This window comes from Klebsiella sp. KP20-425-1, assembly GCF_025813515.1.
In the GTDB taxonomy this organism is placed as follows: Bacteria; Pseudomonadota; Gammaproteobacteria; order Enterobacterales; family Enterobacteriaceae; genus Klebsiella; species Klebsiella pneumoniae.
In genome coordinates this window covers 2,558,742-2,571,062 of record NZ_CP109614.1, presented here as the reverse complement: position 1 = coordinate 2,571,062, position 12,321 = coordinate 2,558,742, and the positions used below count along the sequence as shown (strand labels likewise).

The 12,321-nt window shown below is 53.1% G+C and carries 10 protein-coding genes and 1 pseudogene; 4 read left to right on the top strand and 7 right to left on the bottom strand.

The features are described 5' to 3' along the window. Positions 1–85 precede the first annotated feature (85 nt). The 3 genes and pseudogenes from OHJ17_RS12665 (at position 86) to OHJ17_RS12655 (ending at position 2,265) form a co-directional block, all read left to right on the top strand. Positions 86–637 (top strand): GNAT family N-acetyltransferase, encoded by a 552-nt coding sequence (locus OHJ17_RS12665; RefSeq protein WP_071785982.1) that lies wholly within the window; start codon positions 86–88, stop codon positions 635–637. A 231-nt stretch (positions 638–868) separates the two neighbouring features. After that, positions 869–982 (top strand): annotated as a pseudogene (locus tag OHJ17_RS12660) (DNA mismatch repair protein MutT); the annotation flags it as partial. 245 nt (positions 983–1,227) lie between these two features. Then, positions 1,228–2,265, top strand: a complete 1,038-nt coding sequence (locus OHJ17_RS12655; RefSeq protein WP_004176170.1) for an aldo/keto reductase — start codon at positions 1,228–1,230, stop codon at positions 2,263–2,265. Between the two features lie 51 nt (positions 2,266–2,316). Here OHJ17_RS12655 and OHJ17_RS12650 read toward each other — a convergent pair whose 3' ends face one another. From OHJ17_RS12650 to OHJ17_RS12640, 3 genes are all read right to left on the bottom strand, one after another. Further along, positions 2,317–3,261, bottom strand: a complete 945-nt coding sequence (locus tag OHJ17_RS12650) for an SMP-30/gluconolactonase/LRE family protein (RefSeq protein WP_023287647.1) — start codon at positions 3,259–3,261, stop codon at positions 2,317–2,319. Positions 3,262–3,326: 65 nt separating this feature from the next. After that, positions 3,327–4,508, bottom strand: a complete 1,182-nt coding sequence (locus OHJ17_RS12645; RefSeq protein ID WP_020316791.1) for an aldo/keto reductase — start codon at positions 4,506–4,508, stop codon at positions 3,327–3,329. 46 nt (positions 4,509–4,554) lie between these two features. Continuing rightward, a complete protein-coding gene (locus OHJ17_RS12640; protein WP_004199887.1) occupies positions 4,555–5,541 on the bottom strand; it encodes an aldo/keto reductase in 987 nt (328 codons plus the stop codon). 216 nt (positions 5,542–5,757) lie between these two features. Here OHJ17_RS12640 and OHJ17_RS12635 point away from each other — a divergent pair, with 216 nt between their 5' ends. Beyond that, complete coding sequence (locus OHJ17_RS12635; RefSeq protein ID WP_002904893.1) at positions 5,758–6,666, top strand: LysR family transcriptional regulator; 909 nt, start codon at positions 5,758–5,760, stop codon at positions 6,664–6,666. A 181-nt stretch (positions 6,667–6,847) separates the two neighbouring features. On the opposite strand, the gene OHJ17_RS12630 is transcribed toward OHJ17_RS12635, so the two are convergent. The 4 genes from OHJ17_RS12630 to pgtC form a co-directional block, all read right to left on the bottom strand. Continuing rightward, a complete protein-coding gene (locus OHJ17_RS12630; RefSeq protein WP_004199889.1) occupies positions 6,848–7,366 on the bottom strand; it encodes a GrpB family protein in 519 nt (172 codons plus the stop codon). Between the two features lie 127 nt (positions 7,367–7,493). Then, on the bottom strand, positions 7,494–8,744 hold the full coding sequence (pgtA, locus tag OHJ17_RS12625) for a two-component system response regulator PgtA (protein WP_040175745.1): 1,251 nt from the start codon (positions 8,742–8,744) through the stop codon (positions 7,494–7,496). Continuing rightward, a complete protein-coding gene (pgtB, locus tag OHJ17_RS12620; RefSeq protein ID WP_004176164.1) occupies positions 8,734–10,728 on the bottom strand; it encodes a two-component system sensor histidine kinase PgtB in 1,995 nt (664 codons plus the stop codon). The genes pgtA and pgtB overlap by 11 nt, the downstream gene beginning before the upstream one ends. Before the next feature lie 11 nt (positions 10,729–10,739). Next, a complete protein-coding gene (gene pgtC / locus OHJ17_RS12615; protein ID WP_032433114.1) occupies positions 10,740–11,960 on the bottom strand; it encodes a phosphoglycerate transport regulator PgtC in 1,221 nt (406 codons plus the stop codon). Positions 11,961–12,321: the final 361 nt, after the last annotated feature.

Genomic DNA, 12,321 nt, shown 5'->3' with positions numbered 1-12,321 from the left:
GTTACTCCAACGTAAAAGTGTGATTAAATCAAAAGGCTCCATGTTAATAAAGCATAGTGATGGCATGATACATTAGGGGATAAAATTGCTAGTTCAAACTAATCGATTGTACCTTCGGCCTGTAATCTCATCAGACTTAAACGATCTATTCAAAATTTATGGTGATCCCGCTACGAACACTTTTAATCCTGCGGGACCATATCCGAACATTGATCATGCAAAAATGGTTATGAATCGCTGGCTCGACCATTGGCAAACTCATAGTTTTGGAAACTGGGCAATTTCGCCTCTTACTAATCCTGAAAAAATCATCGGTTTTGGCGGGCTGGGAATTCGTAATTATGACGATATAGTTATCAATAATCTTGGGTATCGCTTATCTACAGAGGCTTGGGGGAAGGGTCTGGCCACAGAATTTGCCATATACGCGATAAAATTTGGATTTGATGTTATTAAATTAACCGAAATTTCGGCTGTTGTTCGAGAGAATCATCTGGCGTCACAGAAAGTGTTACAGAAGTCGGGGTTAAGATATGTCAAAGAGATTCATGATGTTAAAGATGCACCTCCAAGCCTTCTGTATTCAATATCAGTGGATGAGTGGTTAAGAAATTTAGAAGTGAACGCATCCGTTTAAAATCCCCTTTCAGGTCCATTAGAGGATTTAACATACTTATCTAGACAACGTCCGCCTCTGGCACGGAGTGGGCGGATTCGCTGAGCAGAAAGTCCGCTATGAGCGAGAAGCGGACGATAAGCGCAGTTGACGTGGTAAGAAAAGGTATTCTCAATGTGCACTTATAGACTGTAATCTATATTTATTGGAAAATCCGAAATGAGGGTTTAAATTTTATTTAAGAGGGATTACATGCGTACTCGTCCAGCCTCTCGATTGATAGTCCTTTCACCTGAAAATCACGTTCTGCCCTTTAGATTCTGCCATAAAGATGATGCTCTGGAAGGAAAAACATACTGGGCAACGCTTCAATATCTTCTTGCAGCGTGTAGTTCAGGTAAATAACAAACGTTAAGTTGAAAATATAGCAGGGATGTTTGATACGATCACCGATGTTACTTTGTCGGGACTGTACTTCGATTTTAATTCCATTGTCGACTACTTGTGAAAAAAACTCATAACACCATTCAATGGCGCATGCTGGTTCCCTTCATACCAGTGCAATACCCTGTCACATACATAATTGCTGGCAATAAAAGAAGGAACACCGAATGAAGTATGTGAATCTGGGTCGTAGCGGGTTGAAAGTCTCCCGTCTTTGTCTCGGTTGTATGAGTTATGGCGAACCTGAACGTTTGCCTCAACCCTGGTCCCTGGATGAAAAGGCGTCACGACCGCTCATTCGTCAGGCGCTTGAAGCCGGCATTAATTTTTTTGATACCGCGAATATCTACTCGGGCGGTAGTTCAGAAGAAATTACAGGAAAAGCGCTGAGAGAGATGGCCAGACGCGACGAGATCGTTGTAGCGACAAAGACCTTCTTTCCGTGGCGCAACTCACCCAATACCGGGTTTCTTTCCCGCAAGGCCATTTTTCAGTCTATTGACGATAGCCTGATGCGCTTAGGCATGGATTATGTGGATCTCTTTCAGATTCATCGCTTTGACTACTCCACGCCTGTTGAAGAGACCATGGAGGCTCTGCATGACGTCGTTAAAGCAGGAAAAGCGCGTTATATCGGCGCATCTTCTATGGAAGCCTGGCGCTTTGCAAAAATGCAGCATACCGCTGAGCGTAACGGTTGGACCCGATTTATCACGATGCAACCGCAATACAACCTGCTTTACCGGGAAGAAGAGCGCGAGATGCTGCCCCTGTGTGAAGACCAGGGCGTTGGGGTGATCCCCTGGAGTCCGATGGCACGCGGCAGGCTCACGCGCGACTGGAGTGTCACGTCCCGACGAACGCAAAACGATGCCTTTGCGTTAAAAATGTATGAGAACGCAGCCCTTCTGGATAAGCCCGTGATTGATGTTGTTGCCAGCATTGCCGAAAAGCACGCGGTGCCAAGAGCTCATGTTGCAATTGCCTGGCTGTTATCAAAATCCGTCATCACAGCACCGATCATTGGCGCAACGAAACCAGAACATCTTTCCACGGCTATCAGCGCGCTGGACTTTTCACTTAGCGATGCCGAAATCACGGAACTGGAAGCTCGCTATCTGCCGCACCCCGTTGACGGGATCATTCCCCCGCTTCCGGATACGCCGCCTTCCCTCACGCCACCTTCAGCGATCCAGAACTATTAACACCCTGCCCTGGCCCGGCGTTGCCGGGTCTCCCAGACCACTCATTCCCGGTCACTGATGTGAAAAGGGAAACGGTGCCGGCGCGAATGCGCCCGATCGAAAAATCATCGCTCCACCAGGTTCGGTCCCGCTGTTAGCGACAATAAACAACTCGCGATGCCCGGGGCGGATCGCCAGGCTTGTCGATTTAAGGTTACGGCCTTTGTCGCGGTCAGGCAGCACAATTTGCCCAATAGGCAGTCCGTTGCGGTTGAAGACCATGACGCGGCCCTGGCCTGAGATGACCACATATACATTGCCTTCGCTGTCGACACGGGCCCCGTCTGGCGCCGGCCCGGTGAACTGATAGGTAACAACTGAACCAAACGGGGCGACCGTGGTGGCGTCTGACAGTCTTACGCGATGAAGCCTGTTTTTAGCGTGTTCTGTGGCCCATATCTGAGAGCCGGCGGGGTCAATCGCTATGCCGTTCCCGACCGCGAGTCCAGGCAGGATGGCATGAATTGACCCGACATTGGGACTAACGTAGAACACCCCACCCTGTGGATCGGCTGAATTTCCCCGGCTGTCAGTGAAATAAAATCCGCCCTGATTATCAAAGACCAGGTCGTTGACAAGAAATCCGGCATCAGGAGCAACAATCATCTGCTCACGGGTGCCGTTGGGTTCGATAGCCCGAACAGAACCTCGCTGCATATCGCCCACCGAGGCGATAAAGATCCGTCCATCTTTGTGTACCGCCAGGCCGGAAGCACCGAATGAATTCTCCTTAAGGACAATGGAAAGCTGCCGCTCCGGGGTTAGCTTAAACACGCGCCCCGTCGCCACATCAACAAACAGCAGGTTATTGTTCCGATCGAACACGATCCCTTCGAGCACGAGCGACGCCTGTGAAACGTTGAAGTACGGCTGGGCCTCCACGGTCTGGAGAGGACGCTCCCAGGGCGGTATGGGGACGGCACTGCATGTAAGCGCGTTATGATTTAGTCCATTCATGTGGTTTATCCCCGGCAATAATACAGAGGGAGACTTCACCTGCAGTCTCCCTGTGACAGCAGGTATTAACTTTTATCAAACTGACTTTCGGTAAACGGATCGGCGCGACCGCCCTGCAATGGGATTTTGGCAAGCGCCGCATCGATTTCGCGTAGCTCGCTGTCCGTCAACCGGACTTGCGGTGCGCCGCTGTTTTCTATCAGGTGCGGATATTGCGTCGTACCCGGGATAGGGACAATCCAGGGCCGCTGGGCCATTACCCAGGCCAGCGCGAACTGAACCGGAGTGGTGTTTTTGCGACGGGCCCACGACTGCGCGAATTCAAGCAGCACCATGTTTTTGGCCAGGGCATCGGGCTGGAAGCGTGGCAGGTTATGCCGCCGATCGGTGCTGTCGAACCGCTGGCTTGGATTGACTGCTCCGGCGAGGAAGCTGCGGGCAGTCGGGCAGTAAGGTACGAAACCGATACCCAGCTCTTCGAGCGTTGGAAATATTCGCGTCTCTGGTTCCCGCCACCACATGGCATACTCACTCTGCACCGCAGTCACAGGGAGTACCGCATGTGCGCGGCGAATTGTCCTGGCACTCGCTTCCGACAGTCCCCAGTGTTTCACTTTACCCTCCTGGATCAACGCCTTCACGGTTTCCGCCACATCCTCGATCGGCACATTCGGATCGGGGCGATGCTGATAGAGAAGATCGATGTGGTCCGTTTTCAGACGCTTTAGCGAGCCTTCTACGGCGCGGCGGATATGGTCAGGATGGCTGTTAAGGGAAGTGGGCTTCCCCTCCTCCACGCCGAAGCCGAACTTGGTGGCAATCACCACACGATCGCGAACAGGGGCCAGTGCTTCCCCGACAAATTCTTCACTGAGATGGGGGCCGTAGACCTCGGCAGTATCAAAGAACGTGATACCTTGTTCGAAGGCTGCCCGGATAAGCGAAACCATGGCTTTACGATCGCGCGGACCTCCGCCGTAATAACCCACCATCGGCAGGCACCCGAGTCCCATGCTGGACACCTCCAGCGAGCCGAGTTTACGCGTGGTTAAGGTTTCCTTCCGGACGGGAGCAGCATCCGAAGGGGCGTTCGGCATGTCCTGACCAGCCGGTTTCGCCATCACGGCGCCGCTCCTGCCAAGGGTGGTTGCGGCCAAAGCCAGACCGGCGCCGGCGATCAGAAAATTGCGCCGGTCCCGGGAAGCGGGTACGGCAGCAGAAGGCTGGTCATGCATCATCTTGCTCATAAACTGGAACTCCCTATAACGAAGAAAGGATTCATTAATTTGGTCATTACCAGGCATAAGCCTGGGGCGCTTCTCCCCCGGGGCCGGGCCAGATTTCGTCGAGACAGCTCATGGTGTCGTCTGATAGCGTGACTGTCGTTGCGTGAAGCGCCTGCTGGAGTTGTTCGACCGTACGAGGCCCAATCAGTGGAGCGGTAACGACAGGATTCTGCAGGAGCCACGCCAGGGCCACATCGGAAGGGGTTTCGCCGAGGTCCTTACATAATCCCTCGTAGGCTTCCAGCTGCGGACGATACTGTTCGATTAGACGGGCAAACGCGGGCCTGGCACGGCGCCCGCTTGCCATCTTTTTCAGTACGCCGCCAAGCAGCCCTCCGGCAAGCGGGCTCCAGGGGATCAACCCCAGGCCAAAATGGCGGCATGCGGGAATGACCTCCAGCTCAATGGTGCGGGCTGTCAGATTATAAAGACTTTGCTCGGCGACCAGGCCCAGGAAATGACGGGCCGTGGCGACTGACTGCGCAGTCGCAATGTCCCAGCCCGCGAAATTGCTGCTACCGATATAAAGAACCTTTCCCTGCTGAACAAGCAGTTCCATGGCCTGCCAGATCTCTTCCCACGGCGTATGACGATCGATGTGATGCATCTGATAGACGTCAATATGGTCGGTCTTAAGCCGTCGCAAACTGTCCTCGCAGGCCTTGCGAATATGATACGCAGAAAGCCGGCGATCGTTCGGACCTGGCCCCATAGGCTGATAGACTTTTGTCGCCAGAACGATGCGTTCACGGCGGCCACCCTGCTGAAGCCAGCGACCAATAATTTCCTCGGACAGCCCCGAGCCTTGCTGGATATCGGGAGATTGTTCAGTGCCATACACGTCTGCTGTATCAATGAAATTGATACCCGCCTCAAGCGCCTCATCCAGAATGCGGGCGCTGGTCTTCTCGTCGGTGACGTCACCAAAATTCATGGTTCCGAGACAAAGGCGGCTGACTTTCAGGCCGGTGCGGCCAAGATGCGTATAGTTCATAAACGGCTCCGTTAGATGAGTGTTCCGCCCTGGCCTACCAGCCAGAGCGCATGATTTTCAAGAATAACGAAGCACAACGTGTACAGTGAGTGGACGTGCATGAATGGACTTGTGAAAAAAATTCAGCAATGGATTAGCCCTAATCGGTCTAAGGTGTATATCATTTCTTCATCAACGCATTCCGGTTTTAACGCCGCATAAGGAAAACTATTCTGTATGCAAATAAGCAGAGCTGATGTTGCCGATCTTATTTATTTCATGGCGATTGCACGTCATCGCAGCTTCAGCCGTGCGGCAATTGAACTAGGTGTCAGTGCATCAGCGCTGAGTCATGCCCTGAAGGGGCTGGAAACCCGGCTCGGGGTTCGCCTGCTTAATCGCACGACCAAGAGCGTCACCCCTACGGCAGCTGGTGAGGAACTGGTTCAGTCTGTTCTTCAGCCTTTCGACACCATAGAAGGCGCGCTTGAATCGCTTAACCGGTATCGCAATACCCCTACCGGTCGTATCCGCATCAATGCAGCCGTTGAAGCGGCAAATCTTTTGCTTGCGCCGGTCATGCCCGCTTTTATGGATCGCTATCCCGATATTGAAATCGATATTGTGGCCAGCAACCGAATGGTTGACGTGACTGATGCGGGCTTCGATGCCGGCATCCGCTACGGTGGCACCGTCCCGGAGGACATGGTTGCCCGGCGTTTATCTGCCGATATTCGCTGGGTTATCGCGGCCTCCCCTGATTACCTGGAACGCTACGGAACGCCTGAACATCCGGATGATTTATTACACCATCGCTGCATCAGCAATCGTCTCGGTGACGATCGGGTTTATCGCTGGGAACTTGCGCGAGACGGCGAAACATACCAAATGACAGTGCCAGGCTCAGTGACGGTCAATCATGCCGAAACGGGTCTGGTGGCCGTATTGGGCGGGGCTGGCCTAATGTATTTTCCGGAGCCTCTTGTTGCACCCTATGTCAAGGATGGACGGCTCCGTCTGGTGCTTACGGAATGGTCCCCACTGGAGGAAGGTTTTCATATCTATTATTCAAGCCGCCGGCAATTGCCGACCGGGCTTCGCCTTCTGATTGAGTTCATACAGGAGGCCAGGCCGCTGGGGTTGTGAAATAGTGCCTCCATACTGAACGATGCGTTATCGGTTTTATCGCCCTGTCGCTTATTCAGAAAGCTCAGTTGCAGGAAGCCGCAGGTAGTCTGCAAGGCGTGCTGTTTGCTAATAATGGAGAAACAAGAGGTAACGCTGTGAAAAATTACAAAAAAAACATGGGTTGTAGTTTATTTGAAGGCTAGCCCAGGTGACCCGCATCAATAAGTGCCATACGAAGATGTTTCTGAATGAAATCCGCTTTATAAATGCTGTATCGGTGGCTGTCATTTTCACATAATAACATCGCGCTTTTTTTCATTAAAGCGTACTGAATGGCTACGTCATTGTGTTTAATAAGGTAATCACGGAATGCCAGGTGTTTTATGATTTGAGCATCCCCGGTGGCAAACGCATGGATATGATGACTACGCTGATTTCCACCTTTTGTAAAGTACCTACGATTTAAAATGCCGTTTTCACCACGCACAGTATATCCTACACCCTCCATTGCCTGATTCAAACTGTCCAGTTCTTCAAGATTAGCAACTTCGATTAATATATCTATTACTGGCTTAGCTGATAATCCAGGCACCGAGGTGCTACCAATATGATGAATCCGGGATATCACTTTACCAAGCGTCATCTGCAACAGAGTACGTTCGTTCTCAAATAAAGCCGGCCACATCTCATCATAATCAACTACAGTCAATATTCGCATGTTCAACAGTCACACCTTTTAAGGAAATTTAAGCAGTCACAATAACATAAATCGCCTCTGCTGACTTGAAGGCATTTATAATCTGTATCTGTCCTCATAATTTTCAACCATCGTCTGACAAGATGCCCTAAACCCCTTTGTAGTGATCTTTATTCAGACCATACTTCTTCATTCTGAGATAAAGTTTTTTACGCGGTATCAGCAGATACTCCGCCACCTCATTAATACGTCCCTGGTGGATATTCAGCGCTTCGGTGATGATCTGCCGTTCGACGTCCTCAACCCGCTGATCCAGCGGCGTCGGCTCGCCGATGTGCATCAGCGGATTAACCGTTTCTGCGAGTGGTAATACCCCTACTGCAAACAGCTCGGCGGCGTTCGCCAGTTCGCGAACGTTATTTGGCCACACCCGGCGCATCATCCCCTTCAACAGACCAGCATCCACCTCCGGGACGGGATGATTCAGCCGTTGACAGGTTTTTTGCAAATAGTGATGAAACAGCGGCTCGATATCATCAGGTCGCTTTGACAGAGGCTGGCAGCCAATTTGCGTCATCGCGAAGCAGTAATAGAGTTCCGCCACTATCTGGCTGCTGGCGGCCAACTCCACCAGCGAAGCGCTACCGATACCAATCAGGCGAAAAGGCCGCTTCTCATGACTCTGCAGCTGTACCAGCTGATGCTGTTGCTCGTGAGTCAGATGCTCGGGGTGACTTAAGACCAGCGTCCCGCCCTGGGCCTGGGCGATCAGTTCATTAAGCGTATGGGCGTTAGCCGGAGTCAGCTCGCAGGCGATAAACGGACCTTCAGCGTGCCGTCCTAACTGGTGCAGGTAACGCGCGCCGGTCATGCGGCCGGTTCCCGGCTCGCCGTAAAGCCATACCGCAATATCCGTTTCTGCCAGCTGCTGAAGGCGCTGGCGATACCGAACCGTCCATTGGCTGCGGCCAATAAGCTCAACCTGTAATTTTTGCTGACAATACTGGCGACGGGCGATAACCGATTGCCTCTGACGCAGCGCGGCGTCCACCAGCGTGAGCAGTTTGCCCGGATCGATCGGCTTTTGCAGGAAATCCCAGGCCCCTTTTTTCACCGCCTCCACCGCCATCGGCACATCGCCGTGACCGGTGATAAGCAGAATCGGCAGCAGATCGTCATCCTGATGAAACAACGTCATTAAATCGATACCGGAGCAGCCGGGCATGCAGACATCGCTTAAAACGATGCCGGGCCAGTCCTTCGGCACCTGCTCCCGCGCATCAAACGGATTATTACAGGCACTGACATGATACCCCGCTTGCTCAAGCAGCTGCGTATAGGCATCCAGCACATCGGCATCATCGTCAATCAGCAGAATCGAACAGTTATTACTCAACATCTTTTACATCCGTCAAATTGAATTCCAGCACCACGCAGGCACTGCGTGTAAACGTCGACGCCAGACGCAACGCCCCTTCCATTTGCGTCATCAGCGAAACACATATCGAAAGCCCTATTCCGAGCCCCACGGTTTTACTGGTAGTGAACGGCTTTAACAGCGAAGGGAGTAAGGCCGCAGGCCAGCCAGGGCCGTTATCGGCAATCAACACGCACAGCCTTCCGCCCTGGATTTGCCAGCTCACGGTGATTTGCGCGGCGTGCGGGCAGGCGTCGAGGGCATTGGACAGCACGTTCACCAGCACCTGATGGACGCGCACTTCGTCCCCCTGGATCCAGACAGTGTCATCCGGTATCACCAGCGTCCCCTGCTGAGGCTTATGACGCATCGCCAGCAGTTCCCACGCCACGGTAAACGTCTGACGCAAATCGACCGGATGCAGCGGCGTTTCCAGTTCTGCGCGGCGGGTAAACTGGCGCAGGGAGCGGATAATCGCGTCAATGCGGTTGATCAGCCCTTCTGCTTTGCTTAACGTCGTCCGCGCCTGCTCCGCCTGTCCCTGTTCGATCGCCCTTCCCGCCGTAAAAAGATACATCGACAGCGCGTTCAGCGGCTGATTAATCTCATGCGCCAGGGTGGTCATCGTCTGCCCCACCACCGCCAGTTTAGCGGTCTGGATCAGCTCGTCCTGCGTGGCGCGCAGATCGGCCTCAATCGCTTTTCGCTCGCCAATCTCCTGTTCCAGCTGCTGTTTTTGCGCATTAAGCTGACCCAGGGTATGACGAAGCAAACCGGCAATACGTCCCAGCTCGTCGCGCCCGTAAACCGGAATGGTCGCCTCGGTCCGGCCCAGACCAATCTGCACCACCGCCTGATTCAGCGCGGTAAAGCGTTTCACCAGCCGCGAGCGAATAAAATAATGGTTTAGCCCCCATGCCAGCAGCAGCGCCAGCAACGTCGCCACCAGGATTAACCCGCCGCTGACCCGGACAATCTGCGCCATACGCTGATTAAACATCTGCATCTGCTGGTGACTGCTGCCAAGCTGGGCTTCCAGCAGCGTTCTGAAGCGCCCCAGCGTCGCTTCTCTGGACCGGCTGGCTTCCACGAGCGCTTTTTGCGCGCTAACATAGTCGCGCATGGTATCCGGCATATTATTTTTCACCATGCCAATTTCCAGCAGCTCATCAATCGTTTGTCGCAGGGTAATGGTGCTCGGCCAGTCATCCAGCGCACGGATATTTTCATCCGCCGTTTTTTTCAGGTTTTCAAGATAGCGGATATGCGTCTCCACCAGCATGCCGTCATCATTCCCGGATTTCAGTTCATTGAGCCTGTCGCGCAGGTCGTCAACGATCTGATTTTCAATACGAGCCAGGGTATAGACCTGCTGCTGTTCGTTCTGCACTTCCCGGGCGCGTTTCAGATACTGCCTCGCATCCCCCTGTCGGGCTTCAATCTGATCGAGCAGCGTTCCCTGTTGCCAGGTAAAATCCTGCACCAGCGAATTCAGCTCGGTGGTGAAATCATCGTGCAGCCAGTCGATCCGCGCCGCAAGCTCTCCCACCTTTTCACGAACCAGAAACATGTTGTAGAGCACGCGATCCAGTTCCGCCAGCAGCGCGCGGCTGTCCTGCAATATCACCCCCAACTGCTGGCGTTCTGCCGGCGACAACCCCTGACTTAGCCGTTCTATTTTGTCCAGATGCTGGATAATCTGGTTGCGCAGCTGCAGTCGTACCGTGGTATTTGGCGCCAGCAGAAATTCATTGAGCTGATCGACCACCAGGTTGAGATTCCCTTCAATCAGAAACGCCGCATGGATGCGCGGAAAATACTCATCCAGCGAATAGCGGATCTGCGAACTTTGTTCATGCCAGGAATAGAGGCTTACGCTGCTGACAATCAGCGTAAGCAGCGCCCCCGTCAGAAATGCCCCGCGCAGACTGCTACTGATACTGATTTGCCGCAGGCGTTGCAGCATGGACCTGTCCGTCATTTCAGTTCTTCCAGTTTAGTAATCGCCTGCCGCTGGTTGTTGAGAAACCAGAGCTGCCACTCCATCATCTGCTGTTCCGCAAAACTTTTGTTGTCGAACTGAGCCAGCCAGGCTTCATCCTCGCTGCTGGCCGGATCCACCGGGACACGGGTGAGCAGCGCCCGTATCTCGGGTAGCGGACGCTTAAGACGGACCTCCGCGCTATGCAGCGCTCGCCAGGCGTCTTTGAGCTGAGCAAGACGAAAGCTAATCGCCGTATCAAACATCCGCTGAACCAAACGCTGACGTTTGAGGATCAATCGATAGTTTAATGGCGGTTGATTCATCAGCATCGCCTGCTGCGCCGCCCGTGGATTGCCTGGCGCCAGCGGTGTTACCGGATACTTCCCGGTATTAGCGTCGGCGAGGATCGTCTGGCCCTCCGGACTTAACAGATAGCGAATAAACCGCCGCGCTTCGCTGGCGTGCTGGCTGTTTTTAAGCACTGCGACATAGGTCGGCGAAACCGCCGACTGGGGGAAATAGGTAAAAGCCAGGTGCGGATCGTTCAGTAGCAGATTGGCGTAATTATCAATCACCGGACCAGCCACGCCCAGGCCGCTTTTAATCTTATCTGCCACCCCAAAGCTACGGGATGAAATGGTCACGAGTTTTCCCGCCGTCGTCAACAGCGTTTCCCATCCTTTAATCCAGCCTTTTTGTTGCAGCAGCGACTCCACCATCAGATGGTTGGTATCCGAACGCGACGGACTGCTCATCAGCAGCGCCCCCTGATAACGGGGATCGGTCAGGTCATCCCAGTCCGCTGGCGCAGGCAGATGCCGGGTCATCAGCGCTGAGCGATTCATCAGCAAACCGAACCCGGAGATCGCCACGGCCACGGAGGTGGAGCGAATGGATTCCGGCACCAGATGTTGGCTGACTGCCGGCGCACCGCTGAACGGCGCCAGTTTTTGATGCTCCTGAAGATGCTGCAGCAGCATCGGCGACGAAGTCAGGATCAGATCGACATTTTCGGCATTTGCCGTATCAAGCAACTGTTCCAGCGAGGCGCTGGTGCGGTTGAGCGTCCTTATCATCACCGACCCCGGCTCTTTCTGCCAGCGATCGATAATCCACACGGTGGCGCTGGGAGAAAATGTCGTCGCCATCACCAGCTCATTGCCTTGCGCCGCACAGGGTCTCAGCCATGCGCTCAGCAGCAGCAGCGCGAACATTTTGCTCATTATCCCGACCCCACGAAGAAATATGTTTGTGATCCCGTTCATAAATATTGAAATATCGTAAAAACCGCGTTGAGACAAAACTTACCCGTTTATGACATCTGGTGAATTAATCGCCGCGAGCGGAAAAATAGTCAAACGGGCGTCCGGGAATATCGGGAAAGATTACCAGATAATGATTAGGCAATTTGTTAGTGTCCGCACAAGCCGGACATAAAACCAGCGCAAAATTAATTGCGCAAAATCTCGCTCATGCCAGATGGGTCAAAAACAACCCGTCCCTGCATTATTTTGAGTCAATTTTGACTCATTTCGACGATTTGAATTTTTTAGCCGCTTATTTCACCCTTCGGGG